General features: G+C 56.7%; 15 protein-coding genes. All 15 read right to left on the reverse strand.

Annotated features, from left to right (window positions below; translation table 11 throughout):
• Nucleotides 1-135: 135 nt before the first annotated feature.
• The 15 genes from KP014_RS24250 to KP014_RS24320 all read right to left on the reverse strand — a co-directional run bounded on the left by KP014_RS24250 (nt 136) and on the right by KP014_RS24320 (nt 19,921).
• Nucleotides 136-531 (reverse strand): diacylglycerol kinase, encoded by a 396-nt coding sequence (locus KP014_RS24250; protein WP_036593643.1) that lies wholly within the window; start codon nt 529-531, stop codon nt 136-138.
• The gene (gene ybeY, locus KP014_RS24255) at nt 531-1,025 is read right to left on the reverse strand and encodes an rRNA maturation RNase YbeY (protein WP_036593644.1); all 495 of its coding nucleotides are present in this window, start codon (nt 1,023-1,025) and stop codon (nt 531-533) included. Before ybeY ends, KP014_RS24250 begins: the two co-directional genes overlap by 1 nt.
• A 1-nt stretch (nt 1,026) precedes the next feature.
• Nucleotides 1,027-3,285 carry an HD family phosphohydrolase gene (locus KP014_RS24260; RefSeq protein WP_036593647.1) on the reverse strand — a complete coding sequence of 753 codons (2,259 nt, stop codon included), beginning with the start codon at nt 3,283-3,285 and terminating at the stop codon, nt 1,027-1,029.
• Between the two features lie 14 nt (nt 3,286-3,299).
• Nucleotides 3,300-4,271, reverse strand: coding sequence for a PhoH family protein (locus tag KP014_RS24265; protein WP_036593649.1), 972 nt, complete (start codon nt 4,269-4,271; stop codon nt 3,300-3,302).
• A gap of 6 nt (nt 4,272-4,277) precedes the next feature.
• Nucleotides 4,278-5,468, reverse strand: coding sequence for a sporulation protein YqfD (gene yqfD / locus KP014_RS24270; protein WP_036593651.1), 1,191 nt, complete (start codon nt 5,466-5,468; stop codon nt 4,278-4,280).
• The gene (gene yqfC / locus KP014_RS24275) at nt 5,465-5,758 is read right to left on the reverse strand and encodes a sporulation protein YqfC (RefSeq protein ID WP_036593652.1); all 294 of its coding nucleotides are present in this window, start codon (nt 5,756-5,758) and stop codon (nt 5,465-5,467) included. Before yqfC ends, yqfD begins: the two co-directional genes overlap by 4 nt.
• A 244-nt stretch (nt 5,759-6,002) precedes the next feature.
• Complete coding sequence (locus tag KP014_RS24280) at nt 6,003-6,617, reverse strand: hypothetical protein (protein WP_036593656.1); 615 nt, start codon at nt 6,615-6,617, stop codon at nt 6,003-6,005.
• A gap of 31 nt (nt 6,618-6,648) precedes the next feature.
• The gene (gene floA / locus KP014_RS24285; RefSeq protein ID WP_090834349.1) at nt 6,649-7,647 is read right to left on the reverse strand and encodes a flotillin-like protein FloA; all 999 of its coding nucleotides are present in this window, start codon (nt 7,645-7,647) and stop codon (nt 6,649-6,651) included.
• 64 nt (nt 7,648-7,711) lie between these two features.
• Entirely contained in the window at nt 7,712-9,088 is a 1,377-nt protein-coding gene (locus KP014_RS24290) for an NfeD family protein (RefSeq protein WP_246590577.1), read from the reverse strand.
• 191 nt (nt 9,089-9,279) lie between these two features.
• Entirely contained in the window at nt 9,280-9,723 is a 444-nt protein-coding gene (locus KP014_RS24295; RefSeq protein WP_025699541.1) for a GatB/YqeY domain-containing protein, read from the reverse strand.
• A gap of 15 nt (nt 9,724-9,738) precedes the next feature.
• Nucleotides 9,739-9,912 carry a 30S ribosomal protein S21 gene (gene rpsU, locus KP014_RS24300; RefSeq protein WP_005547957.1) on the reverse strand — a complete coding sequence of 58 codons (174 nt, stop codon included), beginning with the start codon at nt 9,910-9,912 and terminating at the stop codon, nt 9,739-9,741.
• Nucleotides 9,913-10,050: 138 nt separating this feature from the next.
• Nucleotides 10,051-10,410, reverse strand: coding sequence for a histidine triad nucleotide-binding protein (locus KP014_RS24305; protein WP_036602246.1), 360 nt, complete (start codon nt 10,408-10,410; stop codon nt 10,051-10,053).
• A gap of 457 nt (nt 10,411-10,867) precedes the next feature.
• Nucleotides 10,868-14,353, reverse strand: coding sequence for an AAA family ATPase (locus KP014_RS24310; protein WP_090834351.1), 3,486 nt, complete (start codon nt 14,351-14,353; stop codon nt 10,868-10,870).
• Nucleotides 14,350-15,531 carry an exonuclease SbcCD subunit D gene (locus KP014_RS24315; protein WP_036592463.1) on the reverse strand — a complete coding sequence of 394 codons (1,182 nt, stop codon included), beginning with the start codon at nt 15,529-15,531 and terminating at the stop codon, nt 14,350-14,352. Before KP014_RS24315 ends, KP014_RS24310 begins: the two co-directional genes overlap by 4 nt.
• A gap of 229 nt (nt 15,532-15,760) precedes the next feature.
• A complete protein-coding gene (locus KP014_RS24320) occupies nt 15,761-19,921 on the reverse strand; it encodes a UvrD-helicase domain-containing protein (RefSeq protein ID WP_090834376.1) in 4,161 nt (1,386 codons plus the stop codon).
• Nucleotide 19,922: the final 1 nt, after the last annotated feature.

The raw sequence follows: 19,922 nt of genomic DNA on the forward strand, positions 1-19,922 counted from the left end.
TTTTATTAGTATAAGCTCCTATAACATCTGAGAATAGGCTGCACGAACCGATTATAAAAAAACGAAGCAAAGACAAAGATGGCGGAACCGCCTAACGGCTTATCCGCCTTTTCCGTCTATAAAGTTGTATTCCGATTATGACATAAGTGCCGTAATCCAGTCTATCACCGGATGATAAAAAACATAGATGCCCGCAATGACGGCAAACGCCGCCGCCAGAAACACGGCTCCCGCAGCGGTGTCCTTTGCCGCTTTGGCCAAGGGGTGGACTTCCGGCGACACGAGGTCGACCACCGACTCGATCGCCGTATTGATCAGCTCGGCCGCCAGCACGAGCGTGATCGCCAGCAGCAGCAGCATCCAGTCTCCCGGGGGTACACGCAGCAGCCCGGCGAACAGCAGTACTAAGACGGCAAGGCAAGTATGCACCTTCATATTCATTTCGGTCCGGAAGGCCTGTCTGAGCCCCTGGGCCGCATACCAGAACGACTTCCAGAAACGTTTGGGGCCTACCGCCGTATTTTTGGGCATCAGCGGGTCAACCCTACCTGCGACAGCACCTGCTCCTGCTTGCCCATCATTTCCGCCTCAGAAGCCTCATCCTGATGATCGTATCCGAGCAAGTGCAGAAACCCATGAACGAATAAGAAGCCCAGCTCCCGTTCCAACGAATGGCCGTAATCGTCCGCCTGTTCCTTGGCGCGGGTAACGGAAATGATAATATCGCCGAGCATATCGGGAATTTCCTCCGATTCATCCTCGCTAAGCTCATAGACGATTTCCAGCTCATCCTCTGCGGATTCGTTAAGCGCGAAGGACAGCACATCGGTGGGCCGGTCGATGCCGCGATACTCCTTATTAAGCTCATGAATCCGCTCATTGTCGACAAAGGTCAGATCCACCTCACCGGCGTCGATCCCTTCAAGCCTACCCGCTTGTTCCAGAATGCTTTCCAGCAGCGAGATCAGCCGATCGTCGATTTCCATTTCTTCTTGCTCATTGCTCCAAACCAGCTGCAGGCTCATGCTATTCAACGGCCCCTTCCTCTTTTTTCGGCTTTTTCGCTTCCTCCGGATATTCAATGCGCGAATGGAAAATGCCCATCACTGTTTCTTTCAGCGTCCGGGCGATAATGTCCAACTCTTTCAGCGTCAGATCGCATTCATCGAATTGATGATCGTCAAGCCGGCTCTTGATAATCTTCTCGATCATCGTCTCCACCTGGTTTACCGTGGGGCTGCGAAGGGAGCGGACGGCCGCCTCCACGCTGTCGGCAATACCGATTACCGCGGACTCTTTGGACTGGGCTTTCGGACCGGGGTAACGGAAATCATCTTCGGTGAAGTCGGGCTCTATACCTTTTTCCTCCGCCAGCCGCAGCGCTTTATGATAAAAATAATGCAAAAAAGTCGTTCCATGATGCTGCTCCGCGATATCCCTGATCGGCTTGGGGAGCTTGTACTCCTTCAGCATTTCCACCCCGTCGCGCGCATGCGCGATAATGATCGACTTGCTCAGCTTGGGTTCGATGGAATCATGCGGATTCTCCATATTGTTCTGGTTCTCGATAAAATAGAACGGACGCTTCGTCTTGCCGATATCATGATAATATGAACCGACCCGGCAGAGCAGGCCGTCCGCTCCAATTGCTTCTGCCGCCGCCTCCGACAAGTTGCCGACCATTACGCTGTGATGATATGTACCCGGCGTTTCCGTCAGCAGCTTGCGCAGCAGCGGATGGTTCGGATTGGACAGCTCTACCAGCTTGAGCGCAGACAGAATGCCGAACGTCGATTCAAAAAAAGGCATAAGGCCAATGACCAGCACAACGGTCAGCAGGCCGCCGGCAAAAGCGAAGCCGATAGCATACAGCGTATGAATCTGCTGCCATGCGCCGCTTCCCAGCAGGTTAATCATAAAGACAGTCAGCGAGCCGAACAGACAGACCATGATGCCGCCTTTGAGCAGCGTTGTGCGCTGCCCCGCCCGATGAGTGGCGAATACGGCTACATACGAAACGACCAGCGCAAAGAAACCATAGTTGAAATCAAAAATCGTATTCTGCTGCACATTCAGGATAACACTGGCCAGTACGGCAAACAGGATGGAACAGAAATAGGCAAGCGTTATATCCAGCAGCAGCGCAACCAGCATCGCCCCGATGGCAACCGGCGCCAGAAAGCCCATAAACGGCCGTGTGTCGCTCTGCAGAAACGCTGCAAGCCGCATAGATATAATCGTGATCAGAAAGACGATCACCAGCATCAGAAGCTGGGAATTATTATACTTAAATCCGGTAGAGCCGGATGTTCCGGACTGCCGGATAAACATCAGCAGGCCGATAGAAAAGAGCGCCGCAAGGATGAGCAGTCCAAGCTGAGGCCAATAATCGACATTGTTCCGCAGCAAGCCGTTCTCGTCGAGCAGTTGATACAGCTCAGGCGTAATGAGATCTCCTTTGGCCACGAGCACCTCGCCTTGCTCAATAAAAACAGGCGGCGTATTTTCCCGGGCCTGGACTTTCGCTTCCTTGGTGGCATCTTCATCATAAAATTTATTGGCCGTAATAGCCAGACGTGCGAGCTCCTGCACTACCTCGCGGGCCGTTCGCTGAGAGAGCGAACTGATGCTGACCTGTTCCGCCACCTTAGCGCGTGCGGCGTCGGCATCGGTAATCTGGTCATTCATCAGCCTGCTGACGATATCCCGGGCCACGGGCTTCATCTCGATGATGTCCTGCGAGGTCAGGCGCGGTATTTTGATATACGTCTCTTCCGGTATGGAATAGACCTGCTCCTTGATTTTCGACTGCATCTCGTTCAAAAGATTGTCCGAATAGGTTCCGCTATTCCGGCTGGATGACACAAAGCTCAATATAAAATCATTGGCCCGCTGCGGGATTTCCTCCCGGTAGATGGAGGTCTTATCGCTTTGGGAGATGGTGTCGTCCTGATTGAGTCGGTCGATACGGTCCAGCAGAGAGGTTACGAGATTCTCCGCACGGATCGGAATAATCTGATATTTCAGCGGCACGTTCTCGGCCGCTTGTTCCTCAGCCTTCAGCGTTGCCTTTTTATCGGGAATTTGCCTAGGAGCCGTGATTTCCTTAGCGCTGTGCGTGTTTTCCCTGATGTCGTACCGTTTAGGCAGCAGATCCGGTGCCAGACTGAAATAGACCAGGATACCGAGCAGCAGAAAAAGAGCATAGCGAGTCGCCGCACTATACTTCCATCCGCTCACATTGTATGTGAATCCGCTGAATTTGGACGGTTGCTTTGAAGCCATGGTGACAGTCCCCTTTATTCAAGGTTTTCGGCTGAGCGTTCATAGGCAACGATGATTTTCTGCACCAGGGAATGCCGCACTACGTCTTGCTCCGCAAAATACACAAATCCGATATCCTCAATCGAGGATAAGATCGTATTGGCCTCAATGAGACCCGATTTCTTTCCCCGAGGCAGATCGATTTGAGTTACGTCGCCCGTAATAACCATCTTCGAACCAAAGCCAAGCCGGGTCAAGAACATCTTCATCTGCTCCGGCGTCGTATTTTGCGCCTCATCAAGAATAATAAACGAATCGTCAAGCGTGCGCCCGCGCATGTAAGCCAGAGGCGCAATTTCTATCAGTCCGCGCTCCAGAGCCTTGGCTACCTGATCGGGTCCCATCACGTCGTACAGGGCGTCATACAACGGCCGGAGATACGGATCTACTTTCTCCTGCAAATCTCCCGGCAGAAACCCCAGACTCTCGCCGGCTTCCACCGCCGGACGGGTCAGGATAATACGTTTGACCGATCCTTCCTTCAAAGCAGCAACGGCAAGCACAACGGCAAGATAAGTCTTTCCGGTTCCCGCCGGGCCGATACCGAATACGATGTCCCGTTTCTTGATCGTCGTTACATAGTGCTTCTGTCCAATCGTCTTGACCCGAATCGGCTTGCCGCGAAAAGTCGTAGTGATTTCGCCCTTGAACAGATCCAGCAGCTGATCGGCGCGGAAATCCTTCGCCAGCTCCACTGCATACTGCACATCCCGCTCGCTCAGAATATAACCGCTTCGAACAAGGGAGAGCAGTGACTGGAACAGCTGTGTCAGCATGTCCACTTCCCGTTCGCTGCCATGCACCGTAAGCTCTGCCTCACGCGAGTCGATACGGGCGGGAATTTCTCTCTCAATCAGCTTTAAGAAGCTGTCCTGCGGGCCGAAAAGCGCCAGAGCTTCTCCCGCATTTTGCAAAGATATTTGAATGCTTGCAGTCTTATCTGACAAATAGCCTCATTCTCCTTGGTTGTATACTATCGGAAGTTCCTCCGCAATTCTCTCTTCCACTTCAAAAAGCACTTTCATATAAACTTTACCATTCTCTTTCTTCTCATGCAAAATTTTTTGGCTTTTGATGACGCTGTCGCTGCCGTAGCGTGCCGCAATATCGGCCTCCGACAGTGCCAGCCCCGCCTGTTTCGCCGCCTGCGGCGTAAGTGTCTCCCGAGTCTCTTTGACTTCCATTTCTTTCTCCGTCATCCAGCCAATCGGCAGCCGGATAGTACGCCAAGTCAGCGGATCAAGCTCGGTCAGCGTACGCGACTCTTCAAAAGGCGATTTGCCATAGCCCCACAGCTGAACCGCCCACTTGCCGAGAACGAAGTAGCTTCTATCCTTTCGCTCACCGGTATAAGCGGTATTCTTTTTTTGCAGCGGAACCTCGATATTATACTCATGCCAGACAAGCCCCTTGACTTCCCCTTTGGCAACGACGGCCTGCCTATTTGCCTCATCGCCCAGAATCCCGGAAATAAGGATATCGCCTTTCTTCACTCTCGCGTTGCGCTGAACCACGGGCCTGCCCTGCTCGGCGTAGATATCGGTGATAACCGCATCGGTGCGGCTTATGAGATGACGGGGGCTGCTAAGCGGTTTTTTCTCGGGCAGCGCGGCTTCGACGATTTGAATTTTAACCGCTGTTCCATTACGTTCGATTCCAACCCAGGATACGCCCGGGAGCCGCGCCGCCAGGTGCTTGGAAAGCTTGTCCGGAGAATCCATTCGCCATATCCACTGAAAAGGATAAATTCCTTCCTGCCGGGCGGCATCCAGCACATCCTCCGAAGCCAGCCGCTTATTCCCCTCCACCCGAACACTCCAGACAAGAGAACACAGCAGCACCAGAATAATGCCGAACAGCACCAGGCCTGCGGCAAAAAAACTCCGCTTCCACAGTCTGGCGGCCACGAACGGCAGTCCGATCCGTCCCGTAATATGCATCCTGCAGCCTGTCTGCTTCAGAAGCGGCCGGAGAGCGTAGAAATCGTTCAGCAGCAGACGCAGACTGACACCGCTTTCGGTCGCTTTTACATTCCATATGATAATTCCGGCTTCGTTGACGGCATTAATCAGTCCTTCAATCCGCTTCCCGGAAATATGCAGCGCAACAGTCCCCCGCAGCCATGATAGTGGCGGCTCCTTCATCGCTTCTCCCCGCTTTCCTTATATCTGATTTCCCCGATCACGCCCTCCACCGCCAATTCCCTTCCCAGAATGGAGGTGATGACAAGGCCTTCTCCGGCAATTTCCAGCGATCCTTTCGAAAGCGCGAGCGTCAGCTGACCGGGGGAAAAATTCAGCACGCCTCTATGGTTCTCAATGACCATTTCCTTGTTCCCGATGAGGGTGATCCGGGGCATGTCGCTCAGCAGATCCTGCGGCAAATCCAGCATCCCGTTTGTCCATCCCCGCAGACTGCGGCCAATCCGGGTCATAAGTAGACGCTCCCCCTTCCTGTACTGTACACCTTATGCGGGAAGACTCTTATTTATGAAAGCCGGGAGATTTCAAATCAAACGGAAAGCAGCCTGCCAAAAAAGAAAAAACGGGAGACCGTCGCAATCTGAGTTCACCTTTCCTGAATAGGCCAGCGAACTCTTAATTTTGCGGACGATACACCCGTTAGGATACATCTTTGTTCATTTGGTTGAAATTTAAAAAAGGGATGCGAGGCGCGGCTCACAACCCGCCCGGACGGCGGGAGCTCATGGGCCTGCGGGAGCGCGGAGGGCCGAGAATTTCCGCCCAGATGAGTCCGCTGCGCAGATCGCTTTCTACGCCCAGAGACGGCGAACTCTGCGAAGACGACGCCGACGAGCGGGATTTCGGCCCGGCTCCGCCGTCTCCTCCCATATCGTCCGAGATCCGGTCCAGAGCGCGGTGGACGCGTTCCAGTTCTCGCCGCATACGCTCCTGCCGGACCTCGACCCCGTCCACTTCTTCGGGCTGCTCCATCGACGTCCCTTCTCCTGACATGTAATCGGGAGTCGGGAATAGAGCAGGTTCTGGAAACGCAGGCGCCGGATCGGATTCACGGCCTTCGTCCATCTGCTGTCCCGGCTGCCGGGAGGATGGAGCGGGGACCGGAAAGCCGCTGTTGCGCGGCTCTGCCGCTCTTCCGGAATCCGGCTGGCCGGATCTTGGACGGCGCAGGGGCCCCTCGCCCGGACCGCTGCCAAAGGGCGGCATTCCGCCGCGGGGGGATCTTCCGTTTTTGTTTTTATTTTTGCTCGCTTTGTTTGCTTGGGACACAATCGCGAAAATAATTACCGCAATGACATAAATCCAGCTCATGGGGTCTCATCTCCCCTACTCGTTGTGTTCATTATTTATTGCTCTTGGAACCGTCGTTATCCTGGTCGCCCATCTTGCCGAGCGACCCGCGCATTTGGGTATCGGCTTCGATATTTTTCAGATTCATATAATCCATCACGCCGATTTGACCTCCGCGCAGCGCTTCGGCCATAGCCAGTGGCACCTGGGATTCGGATTCGACGACCAAGGCCTTCATCTCGACGACGCGGGCCTTCATTTCCTGCTCCTGCGCCACGGCCATCGCTCTACGTTCCTCGGCCTTCGCCTGGGCAATCCGCTTGTCTGCTTCGGCCTGTTCCGTCTGCAGGTAAGCGCCAATGTTCTTGCCAACATCCACATCCGCGATATCGATGGACAGAATTTCAAACGCCGTTCCGGCGTCGAGCCCTTTCTGGAGCACGGTGCGGGAGATCGAGTCCGGATTCTCCAGAACGTCTTTATGCGAATTACTTGAACCTACCGTCGTTACAATGCCTTCGCCGACGCGGGCGATGATCGTCTCCTCACCGGCGCCGCCGACGAGCCGGTCGATATTGGCTCGAACGGTAACCCGTGCCTTGACCTTCACTTCGATCCCGTCGCGGGCAACCGCAGCCACGGTGGGCGTCTCGATTACGCGCGGGTTAACGCTCATCTGTACCGCTTGGAGCACATCGCGTCCGGCTAGATCAATGGCCGCCGCCCGGGTGAATTCCAGCGGAATATCGGCCCGCTGCGCGGCGATCAGCGCATTGACGACACGGTCAACATTGCCCCCCGCCAGATAGTGGCTTTCCAGTTGGTTGATATTAAGACCTAGACCCGCCTTGGTCGCTTTGATCAGCGGATTAACGATCCGGCTTGGCGTTACACGGCGCAGCCGCATGGCGACAAGTGTAATAATGCTGATTCTAACGCCGGACGCCAGAGCCGAAATCCACAGCATAACCGGAAAGAAGCTGAGAAAGATGCTCAGAGCAATGATCACGACGACGGCGATCAGCAGGATGGTTATTAAGGATGCTTCCATTGTTATATCTACCCTTTCTGTTTATAAATATTGAACATACGCAAAAACACTTACATAGTTTACCTTATTCCCGGCTTTCCTTCACCACAATTCTGCCGCCTTCGACTTTGATAACGGAGACAGGAGTATTCACGCCGATGAATCCGCCTTCGGTGACCACATCGAAGCGTTCGTCTGCGATTAGGGCCGTACCTGCCGGGCGAAGCGGTGTTATGCTTACTCCTCTCAGACCCACGAGATCCAGCTTCTCGGGAGTAGGGATGAAGCCCTGTTCCTTGCTTAAGCTGTCGCTGAGAATAAATCGATTCCATATGCCCCGGTCCTTGAATGCTACCGCGACAATGATAATGACCACTACAGCGGCCGCAAAAGCAATGCCCAAGCTGAACAGCGCATGCGTAAAGCTGTATGCGGCTCTTACGACGCCCGCAATCAGACTGATGGAGCCTAGAACCCCCAGAATGCCGAAACTCGGCACGAACAGCTCAAGCACCATTAGAACGAGGCCAACGATGAACAGCAGCCATGTCTCCGCGCCGGCAAATCCCGCCACATAGTTGCCGAAGAAATACAGGACGAAAGCGAGCGTTCCAACGATGCCGGGAATCCCGAATCCGGGTACAAGCAGCTCAATGACCACTCCGGCGATCCCGATAAACAGCAGAACGGTCATGACGACGGGATGGGTCAGAAATTGCGACAGCTTTTCCGCACTGGTATGCTGCACGTGAAAAATATCATTGGTCGAATAACCCATCCACGAAGCCGCCGCCTCCGGCGAATCCTTTACGGCGTCGGCGTATCCCGCTTTCAGCGCCTGATCGCTGGTCAGAGCGATAATCTCTCCCTTGCTCTTGTGCACGCCCAGCTCGGGCTTGTCGACGACCATATTGATATCCGTCATTCCGGCCGCGATATCCGGATCGCGTCCATTCAGCGCCGCCGCACCCGCCATTTTCGACTTCCAGAACGAGATCAGCTTGGCATTATCCACGCTTCTGCCGCTCCCATCAACAAGCGAAGCCGACCCGATCATGCTGCCGGGCTTCATCACGATTCTTTTCGCATTCAGCGCGATATAGCTGCCAGCAGACGCCGCATCCCCTTTAATAAAGGCAAGGGTAGGAATTTCGCTCTCCCGAATCATTGCCCCTATTTGTTCCGCGCTGTCCACCAGTCCGCCAGGCGTATCGATTTCCAGCACTATCAGCTTAGCGCCGTATTTATCCGCTTCCTGGAATCCCCGCTTCAGGAAGCTCTCCAGTCCCCGCTCGATCTCCTGGTCCACGGGCAGAATAAATACCGGGCCTTGGTTCGGTTCGCCGCTGGCAGCCGGCGAGGCTGGAGTGCCAGCGGCCTGGACCGTTACGGCTCCAAGCGGAACGAACAGCAGCAGGAACAGAGCGCAGGCGGCCAGAGCGATTTTTCGCAAACCCGTCACAACATATCCCTCCGATCTATTTAAGCTAGTTTCGATCATTTTTCCGGATAATATAATATGTGGATATATAATGTTAACTACGAGATAGAAAGGTTATGCGTTTCAAGGACTTTGCGTCCAGCCTTGCCGCCAAACCTGGACTTATGTAAAAAAAGAAAAACACCCCTATAGAAAGAGGTGTTCAACTTATGTTATTGCAGAAATTGCAGAACCGCCTGGTTCACGAGTTTACCGTCAGCGCGGCCTTTGACTTTCGGCATCAGCGCGCTCATCACCTTGCCCATATCATTTTTCGAAGAAGCACCGGTTTCCTGGATGGTCTGCTGTACAATTACCTTAATTTCTTCTTCGGAAAGCTGTTCGGGTAGATATTGTGCTATAATCTCGATTTCTGCTTTATTGCTTGCAGCAAGCTCGTCACGACCCGCTTTTTCAAATTCTTGGAGGGCATCTTTGCGCTGTTTGATCTCACGACTAAGGATATCAAGCACTTCGTTGTCGTCTAATGTTCTTTTCAAATCTATTTCAAGATTCTTTATCGTCGAACGAACCATTCGAATCGTGGAGAGTTTGAACTTGTCCTTACTCTTCATCGCCTGCTTCATATCTTCGTTCAATCGTTCGCTAAGATTCATGCTTGGGTAATCCTCCTAAAACTTTCTCTTACGAGCAGCCTCGGACTTTTTCTTGCGCTTAACGCTTGGCTTTTCATAATGCTTGCGTTTCTTCACCTCAGCCAAGACGCCATCTTTAGCGATGGAACGTTTAAAGCGACGAAGTGCAGCATCAATTGTCTCGTTTTTGCGAACTTTCGTTTCAGACACCAGTTTTCCCTCCCTCCGACCAGACCGTCCAAGAGCATAACACGGTTCATCAAATTTCATTATAGGTCAAACCGAAATAAAGTGTCAACCTTATGCCCATTCTTTTTTCGTAAAAAGCCTATATTCCCGGTCGCTCTCTTAGGCGTGGGATGTAGAATTGCCGATCAGCGCGCCAAGTTTCGATCCCCCGACAAGATGATAGTGCAGATGTTGAACAGCCTGCCCGCTGTCCGGTCCGCAGTTATTGATCAGACGATACCCGGTTTCCGCGATACCCAATTCCTTGGCGATTTGCTGCGCCACGCTGTGCATTTCTCCGATCAACGGCAAATCCTCGGGAGCCACCTCGTTCATCGACGGAATCGGTTTCTTGGGAATAATCAGCACATGCACCGGAGCGGCAGGCTCGATATCGTAAAATGCCAAAATTCGTTCATTCTCAAATACCTTGTTGCAGGGAATGCTTCCCTCGATAATTTTGCTAAAAATGGTTTCCATACAGCAGCTTCCTCCTAAAGGATATTTGAAGCACCCTTTCCCGCATGTGGTCTGGGCTGTCTCTGACGATAATCGGACTCTCGGCTCATTGGCAAAAATAACCGCAGCCAAGACCGTCGTCGCTATCCATTTATCATACAGGAATTTGCTCTTTTTCGAAAGCAACGCGACGGACAACAGGATAAATATGGATTACTATATAATAAATTCGCGGCTGTTAAATCTGTATCAGATACAGCGGAAACAAAATTCCATTCATGTCAGTAAACAGGCAAAAAAAAAAAAAAAAAGAAACACCCTTCACAGCTGATTAAGCTGATTCGGCGGCGGACGTATGAAAAGGAATCAATTCCCTGTCATACGTCCGCCGAGGTGTTTCAAATGATGTCGGCTTAGCTGTATTATAACAGGGGGGTAATACTGTCTCTGTGACAGTTATCACAACCCCCCATCCATTTTAATTTTTTTCCAAAATGATGCTTGAACCCGCTCCGCCCGGTAAAGCTGGGACCACAACCAGCTTCCGGGCAAGCCTTGCCCGGAGCTCCGGGACGTGGCTGATAATACCAACCGACAGCTGGTCGTTATGCAGCCGTTCAAGCGATGTGATCACGGTATCGAGCAGTTCGGGGTCCAGCGTGCCGAAGCCTTCGTCCAGGAAGAAAAATTGCAGCGGATACTGTCCGCGAAGCTGAATCTGCGCGGACAGCGCCAGCGCAAGCGACAGCGAGGTTAGGAACGTCTCTCCGCCCGACAAAGTGGATACCGGCCGCTTGACCCCTCCGTTTCCGTCGTCACGGATAACAAAGCCGCCTCCGGAGTCGACCTCCAGCGCATAGCGCTGTCTGCTCAGGAAGCGCAGACGCTGAGAAGCCGCCTGGCATACCTGCATCAATTGCTCCTCCGCGATATATTCAACGAAAGCATTGCCCCGCAGACAGGACTGCAGCTTGGACAACTTGCTTTGCATGCTCTCATGCCCGGCGCGCAGGCTTTCCAGCTCACTCCAGCGGATATGCCTCTGCCGCAGATCCTCCAGATCACGCTCTCCGCGCGCTTTGGCCTGCAGCGCAGCTTCATCATCCTCCTTGCACTGCCGGAGCTCGTTCTCGCAGTCCCGCCACTCGTCCTCGGTCACCGCGTCGCCGCCGAGCCTCTCTTCGATGTGGCGAAGCTGCGCGCTGACCTCCGCCTCGCCGTCACGGTGCGCCCGCACACGCGAGGAAGCCGCCTCGCGTTCTCCCGCATCCAGCGCCGCTTCTTCGGCTTCAGCGGCTGAAGCAAACGATGAAGAAGCAAGGCTTTCTTCCCAGTTCGCAGCTGCGGCGGCATAGTGCTCACGGGCGGAATCCGCTGCCTGGCGTGCGATCGCCGCCTCTCTGGCATCCTGCTGCGCCCTGTCGGCGGCAGCGCGGTTACGGCGCCTGCCTTCCTCTGCGGCCGTCTGCAGCTCCTGCAGACGCCGCTCGCATTCCGCCAGAAGAGAACCGGCTGAATGCCCTTCCGTCCATTGCAGCAGCCGCTGTTCTTTCTCGCGCAGCAGCTCCTCTTTGCCCGTATGCTGCGCCATCCAGCCGGCCAGTTCCTTATCCAGCTCGGAAATTCTGTCCTGCAGCAGCTGTACGGAAGCGCTCTTCTCGTCCAGAAACTTCACGCTGATGTCCAGCCTGCCTCTGATTTCCTCGGCTTCTTCATCCTTGCGCCGCAGCTCGCGGTAGGCTTGCTCCGCTTCGCCCGGCGCAAGCTGAGGAAACCGCCGCTCCCATTCCTGACGCAAGAACAAAAGCTGCCGCTTCAGTTCCTCCGCCTTGGCCGCCGTTTGTTCTTCCCAGCTTCGCGCAGCTTCGGCGTCGGCGGCTTCCTTCAGCAGACGCTGCTGCGCCTGACGGTCTTCCTCCTGCCACTGTACCGCCCGGCGCCGCAGATCCCGAGAGCAGCTCTGCAATCCTGCAAGCTGTTCTTCAAGCTCCGCTACGGCAGTTTCTTCCGGCCATGCGGAAGAAACTGCGTCTCCATCGGCTAATAAGTCGGAGCTCGCTGCTTGGCTCAAGGCAGCTGCAATTTCGGTTAATCCGGGGATCTCTTGCCCGACTTCGGCCAGCGAAGCGCCCGCAGCGGCAGGAGTCCCGGAGAGGGAGCCGGATTCACCGTACACCTGCTCCAGCCAAGCGCGGTCCTGCTCCCGCAGGCTCCGCAGCATGCCGCGAGCCTCAAGCGCGCGCGCCGTCAACGTCTTCACGTCCTGAAGCTTCCGCTCTACCGCCAGATCTTCTTCGCCGCCCTGCAGCGATGCCGGCGCCGGATGATGCTCGCTGCCGCACACGGGGCACGGAGCCCCGTCCCGCAGCTCGCGGGAGAGCGCCAGCGACAGCCGGTGCAGCTCCCGCTCCCGGAGCGCGGCTTCCAGCGCCGCGCCAGCTTGCTCCAGCCGCCCGGCGACGGCGGCTGCAGCCTCTTCCGCGGACGCCGCCCGCTCCAGATGCAGGGCGGCGTCCCGCGCGGCGTGCGAGCGCGCTTCGGCCAGCCGCGCAGCAGCCGTCTCGGCCTCCGCGAGACGGCCTTGAACCGCGCCGAGCGCAGCGGCGCGCTCGCGCCCCTCCCGCTCCGCCTGCTCCCACTGGGACTCGGCGGAGCGCAAGCCCTGCAGGCTCTGCATCGCTTCCTGCAGAGCCTGCCGCTCCTGGGAGCGGACCTCGAGCGGCTGCAGGCTGCGCTGCAGCTCCTGCTGCCGCTTTTGGCCTTTGGCCAAAAGCTCCCGCTCCCGGGCCAGCGTCTCCCGCGAGGCTTCCAGCCCGCGGGAGGCCTCCGCCTGGCGCTCGGCCAGCTCCGCGAGCGTCTGCCGCAGTCCGGCCAGCTCGGCTTCCAGCTCGAGCGCCTGGCGCAGCCGGCCCTCCCGCTCCCGCAGGGCCGGCTCTTCCGCAGCAAGCGCCCCATGCGCTTGCTGCTCGGCCTCGGCGGCACGGGACGCCTCCTGCTCGGACACCGCAAGGTGCGCCTCCAGCCGGTCAGCTAACGCGGCACGGGCGCGCCAGGCCTCTTCCGCGCTTCGCCATGCCTTCAGCGCGGGCGCAATCTTGGCGGCTTCGTCGCTCTTCAGCAGCCGCAGCTCCATCGAGGCAATTTGCGCTTCCTGCGCCCGGAACTCCAGCTGTTTCATCTCCCGGCGGGAGCGTTCCTCCTGCAGCTCACGGATTTTGCCGAAACGCTCGGCCTGCCGGGACGCCGCCTCCAAGCGCTCGCGGCACTTCGCGGCGTGGAGTACAGCCTCCGCTAGACGCTTCTCCGCCGCTTGCACATCCTCTGCTCCAGCGCTGCCCAGCCCCTGCTGTTCGGCTTCCAGCGCGCGCAGCGCCGCCTCGTTCTCTTTGACCCGGCGGCTGAGCTTCAGCGCCAACTGGTCGCCGTACTGTTCCAAGTGGAACAGGCGCTGCAGCATCTGTCTGCGGTCCACTCCGCGCAGCGACAGAAATTCGGCGAACTTGCCCTGGGGCAGGACGACAGCCCGGGTAAAATCGTCCATTTTAAGCCCGATTCTGTCCTCGACGCAGCTCGTCACATCCGCAAGCTTGTCTGCCATCACGGTTTCTCCATCCGGTCCAATCTCAACGAAGCGGCTCACTGTATTGCTGACGGACTGCTCACCTGTCCGTTTGAATCTCCGCTCCACCCGGTAGCGGCGCGCCCCGTGGGAGGAGCTCAACTCGAAGGTAAACGCCACAGCAAGGGTATCCTCGGAATGGTTCATGATCCCCTGCGTCCCGTTCACGGCGCGTTCCACCTTGCCGTACATCGCCAGGGTAATGGCATCGAGCAGGCTCGATTTTCCGCTGCCCGTTGGTCCGAAAATGCCAAACAGTCCGGTCTCGCACAAGCTGAGGAAATCGATCTCCTGACTTTCGCGGTAGCTCTGCAGCCCGCTTACTTTTAACAGTATCGGCTTCATAAGGTCTCCTCCGCTTCCTGTCCCTCACGTTCTTCCTCCGCCAGTTCCAGAAACAGCTCCACTAGGCTGTCTTCCGGCTCCGCTCCCCCGGTCTGCCGCTGGTAGAACCTTCTGAACAGCTCATGCACCGGCATCCGAGAGCGGAGGGACGCTTCCAGTTCACGTTCCATCTCCGGATAGACCGGGCGGATATGTACAATACCTTCCCGCGCCTTACGCAACCGCTGAATATCTCCCATCGACAGCGCCTCGCTTAGGCGGATTCTCAGATCGATGAACGCATTGGCGTCCCTCTCCTCGTCAAGCCACCGGTATACTTCATCCAGTCCCCCCGCGCAGTCCCACTCCACCAGGGGACGTCCGCAGCGCAGCAGAATTTCTTCCGGCTTCGCCTCCCCTCCCGGGGAGAGTTCAAGCATCGTGACGGACTTGGCCTGGCCCGCCTCCGAGAAACTGTACGCCAGCGGAGAGCCGCTGTACCGGATAACCCCTTCTCCCTTGACCTTCTGCGGACGGTGGAGATGGCCGAGCGCCGTATACTGCGCGCCGCATGCCAGCGCCGAAGGATCAACGGTATACGCCCCGCCGACCTGGATCGGGCGCTCGGAGTCGCTCTCCACGCCGCCCAGCACATAAATATGGCTCATCGCCAGATTGACCGTGTCAGGCTTGAATTCCCGGGACAACAGCTTCATCAGGCGGCCTACACGCGCGCTGTAAGCGAACCGCAGTCCGGCTTCGTCGCTATCTTCGGCAAGCAGCTCGCCCAGACGGGCTTCGGAAGGGTACGGAAGAGCCGCTATACGCGCAGTTTCCCCCGTCCGGGCTACCCGGACCGTCACCGGATCGCTTGCGGGCAGACCGACAAGGGTAATACCGTGTCCGAAGACAAGCGGGGATACGGAGGATACGCGCTCAGGCTGGTCATGGTTGCCAGCGATAACGACAAGTTGCCTTCCCCCGGATGCAAGTCTTGAGGCCGCTTCATAGAATAACTGCTCGGCCGCAGCCGGAGGATTGACGGAGTCATAGACGTCACCTGCCATCATAATAAGGTCCGCGCGTTCCTCCTCGGCAATGGCGACCAGTTCGTCAACGAACGCCTCCTGCTCTTTCTGCCTGCTTCTTCCTTCCAGCGTACGGCCAAAATGCCAGTCGCCCGTATGCAAAATCCGCATCTTCCGCCTCTTTCCCGCCCCTAACCGGGCGATTGTAAATATCACAAACACCATATTTTGTGAATCATCATCATTAAAAACCAATCTCTCCTTGCCGCTGGGCCTTATTAGTCGTCCACTCAGTCAGAATAAAAGGACTGTCAACGATCATGGTATTTTTAGTGGAATAAGTTCACGGCATGACCGCCACAAATCGGGAGATGCTCACGGTCTGCCGAAATCATCCACGCTATACGCGGACGGCATGACCGCCGTCAAAGAAATACAGCCACGCTTCGGCAACTTCTTCGCCCAAAATATCACCAAGCGCCTGCGAGTACAGGCTAAGTTGGTAACGGTATTTCTCCTTCAGGGCTTCCAGTCCGCCCCGATGTTCCAGAACCGCATCACTCTTGTAATCCAGCAGGATAAGCCGCCCTTCCTCCCGGAAAAGACAGTCGATCACCCCTTGGATAAGGACGGAGGAAGCCGCGCCGCTCTGCCCAGGAAGCTCCGAAGATGCTCTGTCCAGAGCCTCAAGGCCACGGTATGCTTCGGATGCGGGCACCAAATAGCTGAAAGGCATTTCCCTTCTCTTCCATGGTGAAGCCAGCAGCCTGCGGCCGAGCGGATGCTCGTAAAAAGCCGCCGCTTTCTCCGGCTCGACTGCCGCCGCCTGCTCTTCCGTCAAAATACCGAGCTGCTGCAGCCTTTCCAGCGTCCCTTTCACCTCCGCAAGGCCTGCTTCTCCTTCCATCGGGATATGCTGCATGACGGTATGATACACCGTCCCGCGTTCCGCCGGTGTAATGCCGCGCTGCTCCATGAATCTCGGACGCCGCAAATGCAAGCTGTCGGCAGCGGCGGCGCCGCGCTCCTTCGCTAAGGGAAGCCCCTCTTCCAGAAGATCATACGAGGGCCGGTCCTGCAAAGACAAAAGGGATTTAAGCTCCGTAACGGAGGTTTTGGCCGGAATGCCGGCAGCCGCTGCATATGGGTAATGCCATGACAAGCGTTCGGCCGCCGAATCATCTGTCCCGGAATAAGCCGTCACCGGCATCCCCCGGCTCAGTTCGTGAAGCGTCTTTCTTCTCGTTTCTTCCCCGTCCTCTCCGTCGTCCTTGACTGAATGAAGGCCTGTCTCGAGTTCCGAGGATGGCAGAACGCTTACGCTCCAGTTGGACAGATCGCCGCGCAAGGTAACCGGAGCCGCTCCTTCCTTGCCGGCGATTTTCCGCAAAATCGCCGCGCCGGGGTGCCTGATCAACGCCGGTCCTATCCAATCTAGATAGCTGCGTCCCCGGGCAAGCAAATGATCGGGAAGCAGCGTTTCATCTCCGCTGCTGGACGACATCCAGTTCGCCACTTTGCCCTCCAGATCGCGGACGGTGCCGACAAGAATCATCTTGTCGCGAGGGCGTGTCAGCCCCACATAAAGCACCCGCATTTCCTCCGCCAGCAGCTCCAACCGCGAACGGCGGCCAATGGCAAGGTAGGGCAGCGTCGGATAGCTGACCCGGGTCTCCCGCTCCAGAAAGCGCGGGCCGAAGCCGAGCTCCTTGTGCGTCAGAAACGGAGCGTACAGATCCTGACGGTTGAAGCCTTTGGACATTCCGGCCAGAAAAACGACCGGAAACTCAAGCCCTTTGCTCTTATGAATGGTCATGATCCGGACGCCTTCGCCCTGCTCGCCGCTGCCCCCGGCCGCTCCCAAATCGCCGCCGTTCTCGCGGAGCCGGGATATGAACACCAGGAAACGGAATAAGCCGCGAGCCGATGTATCGTTCTCGAATTGCACCGCCCGGTCATACAACGCTTTAAGATTGCTCTGCCGCTGGGCACCTCCCGGCAGCCCGCCAACCCATTCCAGGTATCCGCTCTCTCCGTATATACGCCAGATTAGTCCGCTTACGTCACCCTGGCGCGCCTCGTCTCTCCAGCTTTTGAGCTGCGACAGAAACCGGTTCAGCTTATCCCGGAGTCTGCCGGAAATCGCCGGTTTAGCGTATACCTTTTCACTGGGCACCACCATTTCCGCGTTTCCAGACTCACCGGCCGCGGCTGTCTCCGCCGCGTTTTCGGCGCCGCCCTGGACTTCGTATGCTCGGCCGCCTTCATTTCCACTTATGCTCCCGAAGCCAACCGTATCCAAGTCTACTTTCTCGCCTGCAATCCCGGCTTCCTCCCCGACGCTTCCCGCACTGCCTGCTCTCATTCCTTCCGAGGCCGCCGCAATAACCGCTTCATAGTACGAGCCTTCGCTGCAAAGGCGAACCTTCGCCAGTTCTTCCTCGGTCAGTCCGACTACAGGCGAACGCAGCGTTCCTGCCAGCGGTATATCCTGCTGCGGATTATCCACGACTTTCAGCAGAGAAAGGATAACCTCAACTTCGGTCGCCTGAAAATACCCCCTGTTCTGGTCGCCGTAGGCTGGAATGCCTTCCAGCAGAAGCTCTTTCAGCATCAGCGGGGCCCACAGGCTTGCGGACCTCAGTAATATGACGATATCGCCGTATACAACCGGGCGCATGGCCCGAAGGCCCTTGTCATAGATCTGCAGCGGCTCGCCGCCGTTCATTCCCGTCATCCGGGCGATCCGCCGGGCGATAGCCCGGGCCTCCAACTGCGCGGTCTCACTTTCGATTAATTCACTTTCCACCGGTCCCGCTTCACTGTCTTCGGCTCTTTCTTCCGATGTTCCTCTGGAGCTTCCCCGGTCGATCAGCAGCAGCTCGGGCGCAAAATACGTATCCGGCCCCTTATCCGCAGCGCCGGGGAAATTTGCGCCGTATATGAGCTCCGCCCGCTCGTCATAGTCGATTTCAGCCACCGTCTCGTTCATGATTTGGCGGAATACCATATTAACGGCGTTAACGACCTCCATCCGGCTGCGGAAATTACGCGCCAGGTCGATGACGATTCCTTGTGACCTTCCGGTTTCAGTCGCGTTCGTCTCAATGCCGCCGGATTCGTTCGTTTCAAGGCCGTTCTGGCCGCGTCCGTCCGCGGACCGGCTTCTGCCGTAGCTCCGGTACTTGTCCAGGAACAATCCCGGCTCCGCGAGGCGAAAGCGGTAGATGCTCTGCTTCATATCGCCGACCATGAACCGGTTGCCCGGCTCTTCCCTTGATATCAGCCGTACAATTTCTTCCTGAACACTGTTCGTATCCTGATATTCGTCAAGCAGCACCTCGTCGAACTGGGACCGATATTCCAGCGCGGCGTCCGAAGGCATAGAATTCCCTATTGTAGAATCGGTGTGGCGTAGAATAGCCAGGCAGTAATGCTCCAGATCGCTGAAATCGACCAGCCCTTTGCCCGCTTTCTCCGCCAGGTAGCGCTCGCCGAACTGAATCACCGTTTCCGCCAATTCTTTCATCAGCGGACCCGCTTCGTGAAGCTCGCGAAGAAAGACGTCCGCCGGGCGCCCGAACAGCGAGTTCTGAAGCTCGCCAACGAGGCTCTTCACTTCATCGCGTAAGCCTTTTACAGCCTCCTGAAGAGCGGGATCGGTCGCATCCTTCTTACAGGGCTTCAGCTTTCCGAAGGAGACGCCGCGGAACAGGTCGTACAACTCGGCCCAGGGTTTCTCTTCCACAGCCCGCAGCAGCCCTTCAACCATCTCTAGATCCGCCGCCAGGTTATCGGCATAAGGCGCAGGGCCCCCGGGCTGGAGGGCAATTTGCCGTCCCCGCTCCAACTGGCTAATGGCGGCAGCCAGCGCCAACCTTGCTTCGTCGAGTATGCTGCGCACCCAGGACGTGCGCGACAGGGTTTCGGTATCCGGCAGCGAGAAGCCCGTCGCCGTCTCCCTCAGCCACTCCTTAGGCCAAGGATGGCTTCGCGCAAAATCATGCAGACGCTGAACGAGCGCATGCACGGCGTCATCGGTGCGCTCTCCGCTGAACCAGTCCGCGAGCTGTACGAACACGCCGTCCTCGCCAGCCTCTTCATATTTTTCCTCGAACAGCTCCTCCAGTATTTCCTGACGCATGATCTCCGCCTCGTGTTCATTCAGAATGCGGAAGCCGGGATCCAGCGGGATCATCTGATAGTAACGCCGTATGACCTCAAGACAGAAGGAGTGCAGTGTCGTAATGGAGGCTTTGCCGAGCAGCGCCAGCTGGCGCCGCAAATGGGCGTTGTCCGGATCATTCTCAAGCTCGCGGTCCAGCGCCTCGCGGATGCGCTGCCGCATTTCGGATGCGGCCGCTTTTGTGAATGTCGCCACCAGCAGGCGGTCCACACTGAAGCCGCTGCTCTCGTCGCCGATTTTACGGATGATCCGCTCGACGAGCACCGCGGTCTTGCCGGAGCCGGCCGCCGCCGCCACAAGAATGTCGTCCCCGCTCTCCGCGATGGCCCGCCATTGATCGTCGCTCCATATGCTTCCTTCCGGTTTTGCCGGCATG

It is taken from the genome of Paenibacillus sophorae (assembly GCF_018966525.1).
Classification (GTDB): domain Bacteria; phylum Bacillota; class Bacilli; order Paenibacillales; family Paenibacillaceae; genus Paenibacillus_AQ; species Paenibacillus_AQ sophorae.